The organism is Streptomyces sp. NPDC055815 (genome assembly GCF_053616475.1).
Genome location: NZ_JBSHDU010000029.1, coordinates 17,405 through 35,930, shown reverse-complemented (window position 1 = coordinate 35,930; position 18,526 = coordinate 17,405). Strand labels below are relative to the sequence as shown.

Genomic DNA, 18,526 nt, shown 5'->3' with positions numbered 1-18,526 from the left:
GGGGGAAGCACCGACATGCCGACCTGCCCGAACGGACACCAGTCGGTCTCCGACGACTGGTGCGAGGTCTGCGGCCATCGCATGGCCGGGGCGGGTGCGCCGACGGGTGCCGTACCGCCGCCTCCCCCGCCGCCGCCCCCCGCGTACGGATACCCGGGCCCCGGCGGCCCCGGCCAGCCCCCGATGGGCCCGCCGCCCGGCGCCCCCGGCGGTCCGGGCGCTCCCGGCGGCTTCGGCCCGGGCGGTCCCGGTGCCCCCGCGGCCCCCGGTGGCTTCGGCCCCGGTGGCGACCCGAACGCGACGGCCCAGGCGGAGCTGTGCCCGCAGTGCCGGACGCCGCGCGAGCACATGGCGCCGTTCTGCGAGGAGTGCCGCTGGAACTTCCTCACGAACACGGCGACCTCGTACACGCCGCTGGCCCCGCATAACGCCCCGCACAACGCCCCGCCGAGCGCCCCGCCGCAGCAGCCCGGGCCGCCGCCCGGCCTCAACCTGCCGCCGGGCTTCCAGTCCCCGCCGCCCGCGCCGCCGCAGCAGCAGCCCCCGCAGCAGCCGGACCCCTTCGGCTACCAGGGCTCGCGGCCCTCGCAGGTGAACCGGCCGGCCGAGCCGCTGGGCGCCGAGCCCACGCACCACCAGGCCCCGCCGCAGCGCCCGCAGGGGCAGCAGCCGCCCGCGCCGCCCGCGTACCTCCAGGCCCCGGCCCAGGCTCCGGCCCCGCCGGCGCCGCCGCAGCCGCGCGCGGACGACGACTGGGTCCTGTCGCCGCCGTCGCAGCACCAGCCGCCGCAGGCCCCGCCGGCCCCGCCGCAGCACCAGGCCCCGCAGGGACCGCCCCACCAGGCGCCCCCGCCGCCCCCGCAGCAGCACCAGCCGCCGCAGTCTCCGCAGCACCAGGGGCCCCCGCAGCACCAGGCGCCGCAGCCTCCGCAGCAGTTCCAGCCGCCGCGGCCGCAGCAGCCCCTCGCCTGGACCGCGGTCATCGGTCCCGACCGCGAGTACTTCATGGCGATGATGCAGCGCAGCGGTCCGGAGGCCACGGGCCTGAACCTGCCCGCGTACTCGCCGGACAAGCACGTGCCGCTGCAGGGCAACCAGGTGTCCATCGGCCGCCGCCGGCACTCCACCGGGGAGTCCCCCGACATCGACCTGTCGGTGCCGCCGGAGGACCCGGGCGTCTCGCACCAGCACGCCGTGCTCGTGCAGCAGCCGGACGGCTCGTGGGCGGTGGTGGACCAGAACTCCACCAACGGCACCACGGTCAACGGCGGCGAGGAGCCGATCCAGCCCTACGTCCCCGTCCAGCTCCAGGACGGCGACCGGGTGCACGTCGGCGCCTGGACCACGATCACGATCCGCTGCGTCTGACGCCTGACGTCTGACGTCTGACGGGGCACCTCAGTGCAGGGGCCAGGCGTACGGCCCCGCCGGGTCGTCCAGCCAGGCCCACTGACGGTCGCCGCTGACCGTCACCCCGAAGCGCTCCCGCTCCGGCCGCCGCTCGCGCAGCCAGAGCGAGAGCGCTTCGCGTCTGTCGAGGCTCCCCGCGACCAGCCCCCACAGGAAGAGGAAGCGCTCGTCCCCGGCGGGTCCATGGGGCGGGACGGCCGGGGACACGGCCTGGGCGGCGACGCCCCGCAGCGCCACGAAGTACGCGGAGGTCGCGAGGAAGCGGCCCTCGGCGTGCGCGGCGTCGCGCACCCGCAGCAGGATCAGCCCCGTGGAGAGCGGGGCGAGGACGAGCGCGCCGGGCCGGCACTGGGCGAGCCAGGGATAGGGCACGGCGGGCACCTCGCAGGTCGCCACGATCCGGTCGTACGGGGCGTGCTCGGGGCAGCCCCGGGCTCCGTCGGCGGCGAGCACCGCGGGGCGGTACCCGGCGGCGGCGAGGTGGCTGCGGGCGGACTCGGCGATCTCCTCGTCCAGGTCGACGGTGGTGACGTGTTCCGCGCCGAGGCGGTGGCAGAGCAGGGCCGCATGGTAGCCGCTGCCGGCGCCGATCTCCAGGACGTCGTCCCCGTCGCGTACCTCCAGGGCGTCGAGCATCAGCGCCATCAGGGAGGGCTGGCTGGCGGAGGAGACCAGGTCCCCGTCCCGTACCCGGGTGGCGATCGCCGTGTCGTCGTACGCCCCGCGCAGCCAGCGGTCCCGCCGCTCCGGCTCGGGGTCGCCGGCCCAGAGCCGCTCGTAGCCGCCGGGCGCGGAGACGTAGTAGTACGGGACGAAGAGATGGCGCGGCACGTCGGCGAAGGCGGCCCGCCAGGCGGGGTCGGTCAGCAGGCCGTCCGCCTCCAGCTCCCGCACGAGGGCGCGCCGCTGCCGCGCCCCGGCCCCGGCGAACTCGTCCATGGGTCCACTCTCCCGCCCTCCGGGCCCCCGGGGCGACCGCCCGTACAGGTGGTCGTCCCCCGGGCTACCGGCCGTACAGGTGGTCCTAAGCCTCCGGTCCTCCGTCGGGGCATCTGAGACGATGGAACGGTGAACGAGATTCCCGGGGAAACAGTGCAGGAGCAGACCTTCTACGAGCAGGTCGGCGGCGAGGAGACGTTCCGCCGCCTGGTCCACCGCTTCTACGAGGGCGTCGCGGCCGACCCGCTGCTGCGCCCGATGTACCCCGAGGAGGACCTCGGCCCGGCCGAGGAGCGCCTGGCCCTCTTCCTGATGCAGTACTGGGGCGGCCCCCGCACCTACAGCGACCACCGCGGCCACCCCCGCCTCCGGATGCGCCACGCCCCGTTCACCGTGGACCAGGCCGCGCACGACGCCTGGCTCCGCCACATGCGCGACGCCCTCGACTCGCTCGGCCTCGCGCCGGAGCACGAGAAGGAACTGTGGCGCTATCTGACGTACGCGGCGGCGTCGATGGTGAACACCGCGAGCTGAGGGATCCCCTCACCCCCTCCACGGACTGAAACGTTCCGGACACGGAACGCCGAATAACGGTCACGATCCCATCAAGGTCCGTGTGGAAGCGGTTACCCGCGACACGTGCCCTCTGAAAGCATCCGAGGAAACTTCAGCGGATCCAGGGGGATGGGTGACGGGGTTCGTATTCCTGCGCGTCAGGGCACACCGGCTGCTGCTCGCCGCGGCACTCCTCGCGGTGCTCCTGACGACCTCGGTGCTCGCCACCCTCTCCGCCTTCTCCGGCGCGATCGGGGACGCCGCGCTCCAGGCAGGGCTGCGGGGCCGGTCCGCGGCCGCCGCCTCGCTGCTCGTCAGCGGCCAGGTGCCGGCCGCCAAGCGGGCCGGCGCCGAGGCCGCCGTCGAGGACGGCGTGCGGAGGACCTTCGACGGACTGCCGGTGACCGTGTGGCGGCTCGAACGCTCGGGGCCGTACGCGCTGCCCCGGAGCCTCCAGCCGCCCGCCGCCCGCACGGGCGACCCCGATCTGACACACTTCGCCGCGCTCGACCGCTCCCGGCTCTCGCTCGTCAAGGGCTCCTGGCCCTCGCCCGCCCGCGCCGGGGGCGTGGTCGAGACGGCGCTCCCCGAGGAAGCCGCCCGGCGTCTCAAGGTCGGCCCCGGCACCCTGCTCGACCTCACCGACCGGCTCACGAACCGCCCGGTGAAGGCCCGGATCACCGCCGTCTACAAGCCCGTCGACACCGCCGACCTCTACTGGCAGCTGGACCAGGCGGGCGGCCGCGGCGTGCGGACCGTCGCGTTCACCACGTACGGGCCGCTGCTCGTCGACCCGGCCGTCCTCACCTCCGGGGCGCTGAGCTCCGGCGACACCACCTGGCTCGGCTCCGCCGACTTTACCGGCTTCACCACGGACCGGATGGACGCCCTGAGCGCCGCGGCCACCGAGGGCCCCAAGAAGCTGGCCGCCTCCACGCAGGCCTTCGGGACGACGATCTCCGCGTCGACCGCGCTCCCCACCGTCCTCGACCAGACCGAGCGGGCCCTGCTCGTCTCCCGCTCCACGCTGCTGATCGTCGCCGTCCAGCTGGTGCTCCTCGCCGCGTACGCGCTGCTGCTCGTCGCCCGGCTCCTCAGCACCGAGCGGTCCGGCGAGACGGCCCTGCTGCGGGCCCGCGGCGGTTCGCGGCGCCGGATCGCCGGGCTCGCCGCCACCGAGGCGCTGCTGCTGGCCCTGCCCGCCGCGCTCGCCGCCCCGCTGCTCTCCGGCCCGCTGACCCGGCTCTTCGCCGAGCGGTCCGCGCTCTCCGAGCTCGGGGTGCGCCTGGACACCTCGCCCTCGCCGCAGGTGTGGCTGGTCGCCGCCGTGGTCGCGCTGTGCTGCGCCGGGGCCGTCGTGGCCCCCGCGCTCGCCGCCGGGGACGGCTCCGTCGTCTCGCTGCGCAAGGCCCGCTCGGCGGCGCTGCCCGCTCCGGTACGGGCCGGGGCCGACCTCGGCCTCCTCGCGATCGCGGCCGTGGCGTACTGGCAGCTCCAGCGGCCGGCCGCCGCGGGCGGCACCCTCGGCGCGGACGAGGCCGGCGGCGGCTCCGTCGACCCGGTGCTCGTCGCCGCGCCCGCCCTCGCCCTGCTCGCCGGCACCGTCCTGACGCTGCGTCTGCTGCCGCCCGCCGCCAAGCTGGCCGAGCGGCGCGCGGCCGGCGGGCGCGGGCTCTCCGCCGCCCTCGCGGGCTGGCAGTTCAGCCGCAGGCCGCTGCGCGGCGCGGGCCCCGTCCTCCTCCTCGTCCTCGCCGTCGCGATGGGCATGCTGGCCATCGCGCAGAGCGGCTCGTGGGAACGCTCGCAGCGCGACCAGGCCGACTTCCGGGTCGGCACGGACGTCCGCGTCCTCGGCGCGGGCCCCGGCGAGCCGACGCAGACCCAGCGCCTCGCCGCCGTGCCGGGCGTCGAGGCCGTCGCCCCCGTGCACCGCACCTCGCTGGACATGGCCGGGAAGAACGCCACCGTCCTCGCCGTCGACACCCGCTACGCGGGCGGCATGTTCCTCCGCTCCGACCTCTCCGGCACCCCGGCCCCCGCCCTGCTCGCCCCGCTGACCCCCGAGACCGTCACCCGCGCCGGTCTCGCGCTGCCCACCGGGACCCGCACGCTCACCGTCGACCTGCGGACCTCCACGCCCGCCGGCACGCCCGAGACCCGGGTCGGCGCCGTCGTGGAGGACCCGAACGGCGTCCCGTACCGGCGGGACCTGGGAGCGCTGCCCTCCGACGGCCGCACCCACCGGCTGAGCCTCGACCTCGGCACCGAGGGTGCCGCACCCGGCGCCGAGGGCAGCCCCGGCACCGGCGGCCCGCTCACCCTCACCGGCCTCGAACTCACCGGCACCGTCCCCGACGGCGCGAACGGCACGCAGACCCTCCACGTCGAGGCCTTCACCACCGTCGGAACCGGCGGCACCACGACGCACTCCCCCGCCCAGGTCCTCGCCGACTGGGCCGCCGGCTACGAGCAGACCATGGCCGGGGACAGCACGACCGACGGCAGGGCCACCGCCCGCGCCGGGTCCGCCGGGACCGGCGGCCGCCCCGCCCCGTACTCCTTCGCGTTCCCCGTCATCGGCGCGACGATCGGCCTCCCCGTGGAGGCCCCGGAGTTCACCCTGCGGATGAACTCCCCCGCCCCGAAGGCCCCCAAGCGGCTCACCGCCGTCGCCACCGACGCCTTCATGGCGGCCGCCGGCGCCAGGACCGGCGACCTGATCCAGATCGGCATCGCCGGCCGGCAGCTCGACGTCACCGTCGACCAGGTGGTCAAGGAGCTGCCCAGCACCGGACCGGGCGCGCGGACCGCCTCCGCCACCACCACCGTCGCCACCCCCGACGAGGGCGGCGCGATCCTCCTCGACCTGGGCGCGGTCAACCGCTACCTGGCGGCCCACTCCGCCGGCCTCGCGACCCTGCCGCCCACCGAGTGGTGGCTGACCACCGCCCCCGGCCACACGGACGAGGTCGCCGCCGCCCTGCGCGCCCGCGCCGACACCGACCCGGCCCAGGTCCTCGTACGGGACGAGGCCGCCGAGGAACTCCTCGGCGACCCGCTCGGCGCCGGTCCCAACGCCGCCCTGATGGCGGTCGCCGCGGCCGCCGCCGCGCTCGCCGCGGTCGGCTTCGCCGTCGGCTCGGCCGGCGCCATGCGGGAACGCTCCGCCGAGTTCGGCGTCCTGCGGGCACTCGGCGCACCCCGCCGCAAGCTCGCCCGGCTCGTCGCCGCCGAACAGGGCCTGCTCATCGGCATCGGCCTGCTCGTCGGCATCGGGCTCGGCACCGTCCTGGCCCGGGCCGTCGTCCCGCTCGTCGTCCTCACCGGCCAGGCCGCCCGGCCCATCCCGCCGGTCCTCGTCGAACTGCCCCTCGGCCAGGTGGCGCTGCTGCTCGCCGGCGTGGCCGCGCTGCCGCTCGCCATCGTCGCCGCGATCGCCCTGCGCCGCGCCGACCCGGCCGTGACCCTGCGCCACCAGGCGGAGAACTGATGCCGCCGACGGCCCCTGACGAGGACAGGGACAGCACCGACATGCCCGCCGTACGCAGGAAGGCCCCCGCCATGCCCCGGTCCCGGTCCGACAAGCCCGCCCGCGCGGTGGCGCCCTGGGTGCGGACCCGGCTGCGGACCGCGCCCTGGGCCGCCGCCGCCCTCGCCCTGCTCGTCCTCGTCACCGCGTACCTCGCGGCCGCGCTGCCGCGGGCCGTCGACCGGTACGAGACGGAGGGCCTGCGGCACGACATCCGGACCGCCGAGCCGCGCAACTCCGTCCTCGAACTGACGACCCCGATCCCCATCGACGAACGCGGGCCTGGCCTGAACCCTGGCGCGCTCCAGAAGAAGAGCGACACCGCACGCAAGCTGCTGTCCGCACCGATCGTCGCCGACCCGGAGCAGACCGTCCACGGCGTCCGTACGGTCAAGCGCGTCGAGGGAACCGACCCGTGGCTGCCCCGGCCCGACGGGCTCCCGCCCGAGTTCGTCCTGTCCTCCCCGTCCCGGCTCGCCGAACACGCGACGCTGCGGAAGGGCCGGCCCGCCGCGGGCACGGCCGCCGCCCCCGAAGCCGTCGTGACCGTGCAGACCGCCGAGTCCCTGCACCTGAAGCCCGGCTCCGTCGTGCACGTGCCGAGCAAGACCAGCCCGGAACCGCTCGCCGTCACGATCACCGGGATCGTGGAACCCCGCGCCCCGGAATCCCCGTACTGGGCCGTCGAGCCGCTGCTGCGCACCCCGGCGCTCGCCCCGATGGTCGGCGACGAGGTGAAGTACTACTGGCAGGGGGCGCTGCTCCTCTCCCCCGCCTCCGCGCCCGTGGTCCTCTCCACCAACAGCGAACCGGAGCTCTTCTTCCGGTACATGCCCACGGTCGGCCACCTCACCGGCCGGGACACCGACCGGCTCGCCGCCGCCCTCGACGCGACCGCGAGCGGCCCCGACCTCGTCAAACTCCGCCGGGCCGTCGGCGGCAACGCCGCCCTCACCACCGAGCTCGACACGATCGTCGACTCCTACCGCTCGATGCGCGAGGCCATCAACCCGGTCGTGGCCGTCGCCGTCTTCGGGATCGGCGCCGTCGCCGCGGTCGTCCTCGGGATGACCGGCGGCCTCTTCGTCGCCCGCCGCGACAGCGAACTCGCCCTGCTCCGCTCCCGCGGCGCCTCGCTCACCGGCGTCGGACTGCGGCTGCTCGGCGAGACCTCGGCCGTCGCCGTACCGGCCGCCGCGCTCGCCCTCGGCCTCGCCGTGGCTACCGTCCCGCCGCCCGGCGGAGACTCCGCCGGGATCCCCCTCGCCCCCTCCGTCCTGGCCGCCGTCCTCGTCGCCCTGATCTCGACGCTCGTCCTGCCCGTGCGCGCCGTCGTCCGCCACCGGCGCGTCCGCCTGCACGGCGCACGCGACGACGTGGTCACCGCCCGCCCCTCCCGGCGCCGCACGGTCCTCGAACTCACCCTGCTCGTCCTCGCCGTGGGCGCCGTCGCCTCACTGCGGCTGCGCGGCACCGGCTCCGGCTCCAGCTCCGGCTCCGGCTCCGGCTCCGGCTCCGGCTCCGGCGACCCTCTGGTGAGCGCCGCGCCCGTGCTCGTCGGCCTGATCGCCGCCTCCGTGCTCGTACGGATCTACCCGCTGCCGCTGCGCTGGCTGGCCCGCCCGGCCCGCCGGCTGCGCGGGGCCGTCGGACCGCTGGCCCTCGCCCGCGCCGGACGCGCCTCCTCCTCCGGCACCCTTCCGCTGCTCGCCCTCGTCCTCGCGCTGACCACCGCGGCCTTCGGCGGCTCCGTCCTCGCCGGCGTCGCCGACGCCCGCGACCGGGCGGCGCTCCTGGCGACCGGCGCGGACGCCCGGATCGGCGGCTACGTCGAATGGACCCCGCTGCCCGCCGGACTCACCGAGTCGGTGCGCGGACTGCCGGGGGTACGGGACGTGGCGGCGGTGCAGATCGAGTACGGGGTCGACGTGCCGTCCCACGAGGGGACCACCGCCGAGCCGATGAGCGCGCCGATCGTGGGCGTCGAGCCCGACTCGTACACCCGGCTCGCGAACCGGACCGGCTTCGGCCCGTTCCCCGCCGGGCTGCTCGCCTCGACGGGGAAGGGCGGCGAGGGCGCCGTCGGCGACACCCAGCGGGTGCTGCCCGCGATCGCCTCGCCGAAGCTCGCCGAACGGCTCGGCAAGCAGCCGATGGACATCATCGCGGCCGCCGGCGTCTTCCGCGTGCAGGTGGTCGCGGTCCGCTCCACCACCCCGGCCCTCGACGACGCCGACTTCCTCCTCGTCAACGGCGCCGACCTCACCCACCGGGCCGCCACCCAGCTGCTCGTCACAGGGCCGGTGGACGGCGCCGCGCTGCGCGCCGCCGTGAAGGCGAAGTCCTCCCGGCTCGACGTGAAGCTCCGCAGCGAGGAACGGGCCACGTACGTGGACTCGCCGCTCCAGTCCGGTGCCGAGCGGATCTACCTGGGCGCGATCGGCGCGGGCGCCGCCTTCGCCGTGGTGGCCCTGCTGCTCTCCCTCATGCAGAGCGCACCCGAGCGGAACACGCTCCTGGCCCGGCTGCGGACCATGGGCCTCACCCGGAAGCAGGGGCGGCGGCTGCTCGCCCTGGAGGCGCTGCCGCAGGCGGTGCTCGCCGCGCTCGGCGGCATCCTGGTCGGCTGGGCGACGGTGCCGCTGCTCGCCCCGGGCATCGACCTGTTCCGGCTGGCGCTCGCGGCGGCACCGGGCTTCGCCCCGCTGGACAGCGCCCCGCTGCGGGCGGACCCCTGGTCGCTCGTCCTGCCCGCGCTCGCCGTCGTCGTCCTCACGGCGCTCGCGGCGGTCGGACAGGCGTGGTGGGCGGGACGCAGGGGCTCGATCAAGGAACTCAGGGCAGGAGACGCACGATGACGAACACCGACACGGCCTTGTCCGACACCAGCCTGGAAGAGCTGGAGCGGCGGGCCACGGCGCGCCGCGACCGGCCTTCGTACGGCCATGACGCGCTCATCGCCTGCGACCGGCTCGTCCGCATCTTCACCACGGACGGGGTGGAGGTGCAGGCGCTCCAGGGGCTCGACCTCCTGGTGAAGGAGGGCGAGTTGATGGCCCTGGTGGGCGCCTCGGGTTCCGGCAAGTCGACCCTGATGAACATCCTGGCGGGCCTGGACGTGCCGACCGCGGGCGCCGCCCGGGTCGCCGGCTGCGACCTGCTCGGCATGGACGGCAAGGCGCGGCTGCGCTACCGCCGCGAGGTCGTCGGCTTCGTCTGGCAGCAGACCGCCCGCAACCTCCTGCCGTACCTGACGGCCGCCCAGAACGTGGCGCTGCCCATGCAGTTGCGGGGCCGCTCGAAGCAGAAGGCGGAGCGGGCCGAGGAGCTGCTCGCCATGCTGGGCATCTCGGAGATCCGCGACCGGCGCCCGCACCAGCTCTCCGGCGGCCAGCAGCAGCGGGTGGCCATCGCGGTCGCCCTCGCCAACAACCCGGCCGTGCTCCTCGCCGACGAGCCGACGGGCGAGCTGGACTCGGCCACCGGCGAGCAGGTCTTCGCGGCCTTCCGCCGCGCCAACGAGGAGCTGGGCACGACGATCGTGATCGTCACCCACGACCAGGCGGTCGCCTCCGAGGTGCGCCGCACGGTCGCCATCCGCGACGGCCGGACCTCCTCGGAGGTGCTGCGCCGCACCGAGGTCGACGAGCAGGGCCAGGAGTCGCTGGTGGCGCGGGAGTACGCGATGCTCGACCGCGCGGGCCGGCTCCAGCTCCCGGCCGAGTACACCCAGGCCCTCGGCATGGAGCACCGGGTGGCGCTCGAGCTTGAGCAGGACCACATCGGGGTGTGGCCGGACGACGCGGAGGGCTGAGGAACCCTTCCCCGGCGGCTGGGCGTCCCTCCCTCGGGGGTGATGTCCATGTCATCGACGGATGCGTCGGCGGAGTCGGCGGCGGGCCTGGGGAGTTGGGCGACCGCGGCCCTGCCCGCGGTCTGCGCGCTCGCGGTGTACGCGTGGTCGGCCTGGTGCTTCGGCGGCGCCTCCGCGCCGTCCACCACCGTCGCGGTCTCGGTCGGCGGGGCGGCGATCCTGGCGGCGGCAGTGGCGTACTTCCTGCTCGTCGACGGCGTCATGGGCTTCTTCGGCGCGCTCGCGCTGGTCGGCGCGCTGCTCCTCACGGTGGCCGCCGCCGACCGTGCGGCCGCGCGCGGGTCGGTCGCCGCGTGCGTCGTGGTGAAGGTCCGCGAGGAGGAGCAGACCTCGGTCGGCGAGGGCGGCGCCACCAGGGTGCTGTACCACCACACCCTGCGCTGCCCGGGCGGCTATCCGTCGACGGTCACGGAGGACCACCGGGCCGCGCCGGACGGCGGGGAGGTCCGGGTGGCCTACGATCCGCGGCGGCGGGTGGCCCCGGCCCTGGAGGGTTCCACCTCGCCGTGGCGGCAGGCGGCCCTCGCCGTACTCCTGCTGGCCGCCGCCACGGCGGGCGCGCGGCGGTTCAGCCGGTGGGGCCGCCGAGCGCCATGAGCCCGGCCGCGGTGGGACGGAAGCCGCACCGCTCGTGGAAGGCGGTGAGGTGCGGCTCGTAGTCCACGTGCAGCCAGTGCGCGCCGCGCGCGCGGGCGGCCTCGGCGGCGGTCCGTACGAGGGTGACACCGAGGCCCCGGCGGCGCTCGTCGGGGTGGACGGTGGTGTCGAGGAGGAACGCGTGGACGCCGCCGTCGCCGACGACGTTCACGTACCCGACGAGCCGCCCGGCCCGACGGGCGGTGACGCGGAGGAGACTGCGGGCGAGGACGGGCCCGAAGTCGATGTCCCGATGCCCGGGCCAGGCGTCCCGGAAGAGCCCGTTGAGCTCGTCACCGGAGAGGGGCGCGTCGACCTTGAGGTCGAGCGGGGGTCGGTCACCGGGCTCGGCGTGGACGATCGGCTGGTCACCGTGCTCGGCGGGGCTCATCGGGGGGCGACGCCGAGCGAGATCGAGGATCCGGTGCGCAGCGCGATCGAGCCGTACGGGGTACGCAGCCGCAGCCACGGCCCGGAGGCGAACAGGGTCACCGGCGCGTCCCCCGGCGGCAGGAAGCCGAGCGACTGCGCGGCGTGCACGGCGCGCAGCGGGAGCCCGGTGGTGCCGAGGGTCCGGGACCAGATCTCGCGGCCGAGGGCGTCGCGCTCGGTGCGGGTGCGCCGTTCCTCCGGCAGCGCCTCGTCCCGCGCGCGGAACTCACGGACGGCGGCCGCGACGGCGCCCCGCATCCCGGCGACGTCGGGGAGGCCGGGGACCGGCTGCCAGCCGCCGCGCGGCGGGAGGACCCCGGCCCACGGCGGGCCGGTCACGGAGTCCGGGACGACGGCCTTGCCGGCCGACTCCTCGATGCCGTCGAGGAGTTCACCGGCGGAGACGGTGACGTCGAGTTCGACGGCGTCCACGAGCCGGGCCGTGCGGATCGCGAGCACCTCGAACGACGGCGGCCGCCCGAAGACGGCCAGCGCCCCGCCGGCGGCCTGGAGGCGGACGGCGGCGGCGCGGTCGTAGTGCACCAGCCGGCCCAGGAAGGCGGCGAGGGCCGCCGCCTCCCTGGGGTCGGCGAAGTGCAGGGGAGCGAGCAGGGTCATGCGGCGGACGACATCCCGTCGTCGACGTACTCCTGCAGGAACTCGCGCTCCTCGGCGGTGATCCGCCGCGGACGCTGCGCCTCCAGGTCGAAGGGCACGACGACCGTGGACGCGCGGACGTACACGACGTCGGCGTCCTTGACCTCGTACGCGATCGTCAGCGACGCCGCGCCTATCTTCGTGACCCACGACTCGATGGTCACCGGCTCGTGCCGGTGGACCAGCGGCCGCTTGTAGTCGATCTCGTGCCGGGCCACGACGGACCCGCCGGAGAACGAGGGGGAACCGTCCCCCGGCGCCAGCCGGAACATGAAGTCGATCCGCGCCTCTTCCAGGTACCGCAGGAAGACGACGTTGTTGACGTGCCCGAAGGCGTCCATGTCCGACCAGCGCAGGGGACAGCTGTAGATGTGCCTGGTCACTGACCTCAGCCTCGGGTCAGCTTCTTGTAGGTGGCACGGTGCGGACGGGCCGCGTCCGGGCCGAGGCGCTCGATCTTGTTCTTCTCGTACGACTCGAAGTTGCCCTCGAACCAGAACCACTTCGACTCACCCTCGTACGCGAGGATGTGGGTGGCCACTCGGTCCAGGAACCAACGGTCGTGGGAGATGACCACGGCCGCACCCGGGAACTCGAGGAGCGCGTTCTCCAGGGAGGACAGGGTCTCGACGTCGAGGTCGTTGGTGGGCTCGTCGAGGAGCAGCAGGTTGCCGCCCTGCTTGAGGGTGAGCGCGAGGTTCAGGCGGTTGCGCTCACCGCCGGAGAGCACGCCGGCCGGCTTCTGCTGGTCCGGGCCCTTGAAGCCGAACGCGGAGACGTAGGCGCGGGAGGGCATCTCGACGTGGCCGACGTTGATGTAGTCGAGCTCGTCGGAGACGACGGCCCACAGCGTCTTCTTCGGGTCGATGTTGGCGCGGCTCTGGTCGACGTACGAGATCTTGACGGTCTCGCCGACCTTGACGGAGCCGGAGTCCGGGGTCTCCAGACCCTGGAGCATCTTGAAGAGCGTGGTCTTGCCGGCGCCGTTCGGGCCGATGACACCGACGATGCCGTTACGGGGCAGGGTGAAGCTCAGGTCGTCGATGAGGACCTTGTCGCCGAAGGCCTTCGAGAGGTTCTCGACCTCGACGACGATGGAGCCCAGGCGCGGGCCCGGCGGGATCTGGATCTCCTCGAAGTCCAGCTTCCGCATCTTGTCGGCCTCGGCCGCCATCTCCTCGTAGCGCGCGAGACGGGCCTTGGACTTGGCCTGACGGCCCTTGGCGTTGGACCGCACCCACTCGAGCTCTTCCTTGAGCCGCTTGGCGCGCTTGGCGTCCTTCTGGCCCTCGACCTTGAGCCGCTCGGACTTCTTGGTCAGGTAGGTGGAGTAGTTGCCCTCGTAGGGGTGGGCGCGACCGCGGTCGAGCTCCAGGATCCACTCGGCGACGTTGTCGAGGAAGTACCGGTCGTGGGTGATGGCCACGACGGTGCCCTTGTACTGGGCGAGGTGCTGCTCCAGCCAGTTCACCGACTCGGCGTCGAGGTGGTTGGTGGGCTCGTCGAGGAGCAGCAGGTCGGGGGCCTCCAGGAGCAGCTTGCAGAGCGCGACACGGCGCTTCTCGCCACCGGAGAGGTTGTTGACCGGCCAGTCGCCGGGCGGGCAGCCCAGCGCGTCCATGGCCTGCTCCAGCTGGGCGTCGAGGTCCCAGGCGTTGGAGTGGTCCAGGTCGTCCTGGAGCTTGCCCATCTCCTCCATGAGCTCATCGGTGTAGTTGGTCGCCATCTCCTCGGCGATCGCGTTGAACCGGTTGAGCTTGCCCTTGATCTCGGCGACGCCGTCCTCGACGTTCTCCAGGACGGTCTTCGTCTCGTCGAGCTTCGGCTCCTGCATGAGGATGCCGACGGAGAAGCCGGGCGACAGGAAGGCGTCACCGTTGGACGGCTGCTCCAGGCCCGCCATGATCTTCAGAACGGTGGACTTACCGGCACCGTTCGGGCCGACCACACCGATCTTCGCGCCCGGCAGGAAGCTCAGCGTCACGTCATCCAGGATGACCTTGTCGCCGTGCGCCTTGCGCGCCTTGCGCATCGTGTAGATGTACTCAGCCAAGAGAAACCGTCCGGCAAAGAGTGAGTGGGCAGATACACCCCATCTTGCCTGACCGCCACCCTCAGGCGGAAACCGGTAAGGCGCCGGGCGGGGGCGCGGCGGGGGCGGCGGGGGCGGAACGGGGCCGTTTCGGGGCGTGGACGTGCGACGACCCCGGACGCGGGTGCGGTCCGGGGTCGTGCGGGGTCATGGGGTGGGGCGCGTGTGACGCGGATCACTCCGCGGAGTCAGCGGCTCACTCCATGCTCACTGCCTGCGGCTCACTGGCCGGCGGTCTTCTTCTTGCGGAGGAAGAACACCGCGCCGCCGCCGATCACGACGAGCGCGGCGGCGATGCCGGCGATCATCGGGGTGGCGTTGGAGCTGCCGGTCTCGGCGAGGTCGCCGCCACCGGTCGTGGTGCCGCCGGTGGTGTCACCGGTGGTGCCGCCCGTGGTGGACGGGGTGGAAGGCGTGGCCGAGGGGGTCGTGGAGGGGGTCTCCGACGGCTTCGGGCCGGGGGTGGCCGTCTTGCAGTCCAGGACGCCCTCGAAGGTCTCCTCGAAGCCGTTCGGGCCGGTGATCGTGAACTTGTACGCCTCGTCCTCGGCGAGCGGGACGGCGATGTTCTTCGTCTCACCGGCGGCGATCGTGTACGAGGTGCCCTTCAGGTCGAAGGTCCAGGCCTCGTCGCCCTTGTTGGAGGCGATGACCTCCAGGCCGCCCTTGGCGCAGTCCTTGGCGACCGTGACGGCCGGGACGGCACCCTTCTTCGCCCAGGTGGCGGAGGCCTTGGCGGTCACGGTGGAGTCGCTGGAGCCGGCCAGGATCAGGGTCTGCGAGGGGCCGTCGATCGAGACGAAGGCGCGGCCGAGCGAGACCTTGGTGGTGGCCTCGGCGGTCAGCTCGGCGCTGCCGTCGGCGGTGCCGGCGGGAACGTCGAAGTAGATCTTGTCGCCGTTCTTGGCCTCGGTGACCGGCTTGCCGGCGCCGTCGACGATCTGGACGCCGGCCGGGGCGCCTGCGGCGGCCGCGAGCTTGGCGGTGGCGTTGGTGGTGACGGTGATCGGGCCGAGCTTGTCACCGGCCTTGCCGGCCACGGTGGACGGGGAGAGGCTGAGGGAGGCCGTCGGCTCGTCGAGCTCGACCGCCTTCTCCAGCAGGTACTCCTTCAGCTTCTCGGCGTCCTCGTCCTTCGGCGTCGCGACGACGTTGTCGGAGAGGGTCCAGATGGCGGCCTGGGTGCCGGCCGCGGCCTCCTGCTTGGAGAGGTCGGCGCCCACGGTGCCGCCGAGGGTCTCGGCGGACAGCTTCGGGTAGGAGTGCTCCAGGATCCAGAGGATCTTGCCCGCGTTGCCGTTGTTGTGGAGGGAGGACTCGTCCCAGCCGACTTCCTTGTAGTCGTAGTCCCGCTTCGCCCCGGTGCGCAGGTCGATGCAGTAGGTGAAGAGGGTGCCCCCGCCCTCGACCTCCATCTTGAACAGACCACCGTTGACCGGCCACTTGGTGCCGTCCTTCTCGGTGATCTCGACGGCACCGGCGTCGTCGGTCATGCCGCCGAACTTCGCGGTGACGCCGCCGACGCCCGGGGCGTCATCGGCGAGGGCCGGACCGGCGGTCGCTATCGCACCGGTCGCGACGAGGCCGGACACCAGGATCGTGGCTGCCAGGCGGGCAACGCCACGCCCACGAACTGAAAACATTGGATTCCCCTCCGGGCGAGACGCTCCGCGAACTTGGTCGATTCGCGTGGGGGGAGCGCACGCCAGCAGAACTCACAGACTCGATGGGCTCATGTGCCACACGAGTACCGGGAATCCTAGGGACGCGGAACGCCGCCGTGCCCTGCCGTACGGTCAGATAACCATTCCGACTCGGAATCGTTATCACCCGCGCGAGTTGGTCGACAAATCGCCATGACGCATGGTCAGGACGCGGTTACCAGCTGCGGGGTCACCGCCGTCCCCTCGTCCGCCGCGACCGTCCACGGGTCCTGCTCCGGCGGCGGCTTGAGCTCCGTCCGCTCCGCCTTCGGGGCCCGCCGGAAGGCCGCCGTGCCCCGGCTCAGATCGTGCCCCACGGCGACCGCGTCGACGTCCACGAAGGTCTTGCGCTGCCCGTCGCGGTCCTCCTCGCGGACCTTCAAGCGCCCGTGCACCACGAGCGGTTCCCCGACCGAGACCGAGGCCGCGAGATTGGCGCCGAGCGAGCGCCAGGCCGACACCGTGTAGAAGCTGGTGTTCCCGTCGGACCAGAGGCCCCGCTCCCGGTCCCAGCGCCGCGCGGTCACGGCGAACCGGAAGCGGGCCACGCCGCCCGCCACGGTCTCCCGGTACTCCACCGCCGTCGCCACGTTGCCGACGAGCGTCACGGTCGTGTCGTTCATGGTTCCGCCCCCACTGTCCCTGTTGTCCTGCTGTTCCGGTGTCCCCGGTGTGGACACCCCGTGGGGACCATGCTCGGGCGGTCGCGAGAATCTCGCTCGGGCTTGTGGAGGGGCCGGGGCCTGGGGACAACTCCCTCACCCGGAAGGGTGAAACCGGGACCTCGGAAGGGCCCCTACCTCCCCCGTACCCCCGCCCTCGTCGCACCCAGACGCGTCGTCCCCACGCGGCTGCCGCCCACCACCCGGGCCGCCGCCGACGGCCGGGAGCCGACCACCGTCGCGTACTGCTCGCGGACCTCCCGGTAGCGCACGAGCTCCGCCGCCACCGGGTCGAGGACCCGGGCCCGGCCGCAGGCGGCGGTCGCCTCCCGGAGGCGGCGTTCGGCCTCCTGCCCGTACCGGCGGGCCGGGCCCTTCACGGCGCTCTCGCAGGCCCATTCGACGAGCGGGCCGCCGATGATCCCGCCGAGCATCACCAGGACCGGAGGCAGCAGGCCCGGCTGGACGACCCCGACGATCTGCGCCACCAGCCAGAGGGCGCCGAAGATCTGCAGGAGCGTCATGACCGCCTGGGCGAGGACGGCCGCGGGCCACCAGGCGGGCCGGGGCGGCCGGGCCGCCGGGTCCCCCATGGAGACCGTCAGCTCGTCCAGGGCCTCCGGCAGCCCCTCGGCCCCGCGCGCCGCCGCCTCGCGCACCGCCTGCGCCCAGGGCGCCGGGAGTCCGCGAGAGGCCTCGTCGGCGACGATCCGTACGGCCTGCTCGACGCGCTGGCGGGCCGTCAGTTCGTCCTCGACGGGGCTGGCGAGGTGCGGGTCGGTGGAGCCGTGCGCGCGCAGCCGCTCGTACCAGCGGTAGAGCCGCAGCCAGGGGGTGCCGCAGGCGCGGATGGCGCCCCGGCGCCAGACCCGTTCGGCGGCCTCGCCCGCGGCCTGGGCGCCGACGGCGACGGCGAGCCGGTCGGTGAAGGCGTCCCGGGCCCGCTCGTCGAGGCCGGGCCGCCCGTCGGCGACGTACGCCTGGCGCAGCCGGGCGGCGGCGGCGTCGACGTCGGCGGCGAGACGGCGTTCGGGAGCGGTGCGTTCCTGGACGAACCGGGCGACGAGTTCGCGGAGTTCGGGCACGCCCTCGCCGGTCAGCGCGGAGACGGCGAGGACGGTCGCGCCGGGCTCGCCGTGCTCGCCGAGCGCCACGCCGTCCTCGTCGAGGAGGCGGCGCAGGTCGTCGAGGACGAGGTCGGCGGCCTCGGTGCCGAGCCGGTCGATCTGGTTGAGGACGACGAAGGTCACCTCGGCGTGCCCGGCGAGCGGGCGCAGGTAGCGCTCGTGGAGGGCGGCGTCCGCGTACTTCTCGGGGTCGACGACCCAGATCACCGCGTCGACGAGGCCGAGGACCCGGTCGACCTGGTCGCGGTGGGCGGTGACCGCGGAGTCGTGGTCGGGCAGGTCGACGAGGACGAGCCCCTGGAGCTCGGTGTCGCCGGCGCCGCCCGCGAGGGGGCGGCGGCGCAGCCGGCTGGGGACCGCGAGCCGGTCGAGCAGCCCGGCGGCGCCCTCGGACCAACTGAGCGCGATGGGCGCGGAGGTGGTGGGGCGGCGCAGTCCCGTCTCGGAGACGGGGACGCCGGCGAGGGCGTTGAAGAGCGTGGACTTGCCGCTTCCGGTGGCTCCGGCGAGGGCGATCACGGTGTGCCGGGAGGAGAGCCGCTGGCGGGCGGCGGCCTCGTCGAGAACGCGCCCGGCCTCGGCGAGGGCCTCGCTCTCGACGCGGGTACGGGAGAGCCCGACGAGCTCGTGAAGGGCGTCGAGGCGGCTGCGCAACGGCCCGCCGAAGCTGCCGCCGAGGGGCGGCAGGGTGTCCTGCTCCTGCGGCTGACGCGGCTTCTCCTCGGCGACGGCAGCGGCGGCCCGCTCGGCCACCCGCCGAGCGATGAGCCCGTCGTCCCAACGCTGCCGGCCGTCCGCCTGCCCGGGCTCGCGCCCCCGCTCGGAACCGAACGCGAGTCCGGCGTCGGTGCCACGCTCACGACCGAGCGCGGGGCTGCCCTCGGGACCGCGCGCAGGGCTGAGCACAGGG

Annotated in this window: 14 protein-coding genes; 6 read left to right on the top strand and 8 right to left on the bottom strand. The window is 74.5% G+C overall.

Translation table 11 applies throughout. The annotated features are described in order from the left end of the window. Positions 1-15 precede the first annotated feature (15 nt). On the top strand, positions 16-1,368 hold the full coding sequence (locus ACWGN5_RS19785) for an FHA domain-containing protein (protein ID WP_453516757.1): 1,353 nt from the start codon (positions 16-18) through the stop codon (positions 1,366-1,368). A 30-nt stretch (positions 1,369-1,398) separates the two neighbouring features. Here the strand turns inward: ACWGN5_RS19785 and ACWGN5_RS19780 are convergent, their stop codons facing one another. After that, on the bottom strand, positions 1,399-2,349 hold the full coding sequence (locus ACWGN5_RS19780) for a methyltransferase domain-containing protein (protein WP_453516755.1): 951 nt from the start codon (positions 2,347-2,349) through the stop codon (positions 1,399-1,401). A 129-nt stretch (positions 2,350-2,478) separates the two neighbouring features. Here ACWGN5_RS19780 and ACWGN5_RS19775 point away from each other — a divergent pair, with 129 nt between their 5' ends. From ACWGN5_RS19775 to ACWGN5_RS19755, 5 genes are all read left to right on the top strand, one after another. Then, entirely contained in the window at positions 2,479-2,883 is a 405-nt protein-coding gene (locus ACWGN5_RS19775; protein WP_453516753.1) for a globin, read from the top strand. 154 nt (positions 2,884-3,037) lie between these two features. Next, positions 3,038-6,394: an FtsX-like permease family protein gene (locus tag ACWGN5_RS19770; protein ID WP_453516752.1), complete on the top strand. Its 3,357-nt coding sequence runs from the start codon at positions 3,038-3,040 to the stop codon at positions 6,392-6,394. A gap of 71 nt (positions 6,395-6,465) precedes the next feature. Continuing rightward, the gene (locus ACWGN5_RS19765) at positions 6,466-9,291 is read left to right on the top strand and encodes an FtsX-like permease family protein (RefSeq protein WP_453516859.1); all 2,826 of its coding nucleotides are present in this window, start codon (positions 6,466-6,468) and stop codon (positions 9,289-9,291) included. Further along, the gene (locus ACWGN5_RS19760; RefSeq protein ID WP_453516750.1) at positions 9,288-10,247 is read left to right on the top strand and encodes an ABC transporter ATP-binding protein; all 960 of its coding nucleotides are present in this window, start codon (positions 9,288-9,290) and stop codon (positions 10,245-10,247) included. The genes ACWGN5_RS19765 and ACWGN5_RS19760 overlap by 4 nt, the downstream gene beginning before the upstream one ends. 48 nt (positions 10,248-10,295) lie before the next feature. Beyond that, positions 10,296-10,904, top strand: coding sequence for a hypothetical protein (locus tag ACWGN5_RS19755; protein WP_453516748.1), 609 nt, complete (start codon positions 10,296-10,298; stop codon positions 10,902-10,904). On the opposite strand, the gene ACWGN5_RS19750 is transcribed toward ACWGN5_RS19755, so the two are convergent. The 7 genes from ACWGN5_RS19750 to ACWGN5_RS19720 form a co-directional block, all read right to left on the bottom strand. Next, complete coding sequence (locus ACWGN5_RS19750; protein ID WP_453516746.1) at positions 10,876-11,334, bottom strand: GNAT family N-acetyltransferase; 459 nt, start codon at positions 11,332-11,334, stop codon at positions 10,876-10,878. The genes ACWGN5_RS19755 and ACWGN5_RS19750 overlap by 29 nt on opposite strands. After that, positions 11,331-11,993: a hypothetical protein gene (locus tag ACWGN5_RS19745; protein ID WP_453516744.1), complete on the bottom strand. Its 663-nt coding sequence runs from the start codon at positions 11,991-11,993 to the stop codon at positions 11,331-11,333. The genes ACWGN5_RS19750 and ACWGN5_RS19745 overlap by 4 nt, the downstream gene beginning before the upstream one ends. Beyond that, complete coding sequence (locus ACWGN5_RS19740) at positions 11,990-12,415, bottom strand: acyl-CoA thioesterase (RefSeq protein ID WP_189801763.1); 426 nt, start codon at positions 12,413-12,415, stop codon at positions 11,990-11,992. The genes ACWGN5_RS19745 and ACWGN5_RS19740 overlap by 4 nt, the downstream gene beginning before the upstream one ends. 5 nt (positions 12,416-12,420) lie before the next feature. After that, complete coding sequence (ettA, locus tag ACWGN5_RS19735; protein WP_453516741.1) at positions 12,421-14,085, bottom strand: energy-dependent translational throttle protein EttA; 1,665 nt, start codon at positions 14,083-14,085, stop codon at positions 12,421-12,423. Positions 14,086-14,345: 260 nt separating this feature from the next. Then, positions 14,346-15,767 carry an LAETG motif-containing sortase-dependent surface protein gene (locus ACWGN5_RS19730; RefSeq protein WP_453516738.1) on the bottom strand — a complete coding sequence of 474 codons (1,422 nt, stop codon included), beginning with the start codon at positions 15,765-15,767 and terminating at the stop codon, positions 14,346-14,348. Positions 15,768-15,991: 224 nt separating this feature from the next. Continuing rightward, positions 15,992-16,450, bottom strand: a complete 459-nt coding sequence (locus ACWGN5_RS19725; RefSeq protein WP_453516735.1) for a single-stranded DNA-binding protein — start codon at positions 16,448-16,450, stop codon at positions 15,992-15,994. A gap of 173 nt (positions 16,451-16,623) precedes the next feature. Continuing rightward, positions 16,624-18,522 (bottom strand): GTPase, encoded by a 1,899-nt coding sequence (locus ACWGN5_RS19720; RefSeq protein WP_453516732.1) that lies wholly within the window; start codon positions 18,520-18,522, stop codon positions 16,624-16,626. Positions 18,523-18,526 lie beyond the last annotated feature (4 nt).

Bases quoted from the DNA above. Each gene is read 5' to 3' on its own strand.
- ACWGN5_RS19765 (WP_453516859.1), top strand. From the start codon at position 6,466: ATGCCCCGGTCCCGGTCCGACAAGCCCGCCCGCGCGGTGGCGCCCTGG.
- ACWGN5_RS19755 (WP_453516748.1), top strand. From the start codon at position 10,296: ATGTCATCGACGGATGCGTCGGCGGAGTCGGCGGCGGGCCTGGGGAGT.
- ACWGN5_RS19730 (WP_453516738.1), bottom strand. From the start codon at position 15,767: ATGTTTTCAGTTCGTGGGCGTGGCGTTGCCCGCCTGGCAGCCACGATC.
- ACWGN5_RS19780 (WP_453516755.1), bottom strand. From the start codon at position 2,349: ATGGACGAGTTCGCCGGGGCCGGGGCGCGGCAGCGGCGCGCCCTCGTG.
- ACWGN5_RS19785 (WP_453516757.1), top strand. From the start codon at position 16: ATGCCGACCTGCCCGAACGGACACCAGTCGGTCTCCGACGACTGGTGC.
- ACWGN5_RS19750 (WP_453516746.1), bottom strand. From the start codon at position 11,334: ATGAGCCCCGCCGAGCACGGTGACCAGCCGATCGTCCACGCCGAGCCC.
- ACWGN5_RS19745 (WP_453516744.1), bottom strand. From the start codon at position 11,993: ATGACCCTGCTCGCTCCCCTGCACTTCGCCGACCCCAGGGAGGCGGCG.
- ACWGN5_RS19725 (WP_453516735.1), bottom strand. From the start codon at position 16,450: ATGAACGACACGACCGTGACGCTCGTCGGCAACGTGGCGACGGCGGTG.
- ACWGN5_RS19760 (WP_453516750.1), top strand. From the start codon at position 9,288: ATGACGAACACCGACACGGCCTTGTCCGACACCAGCCTGGAAGAGCTG.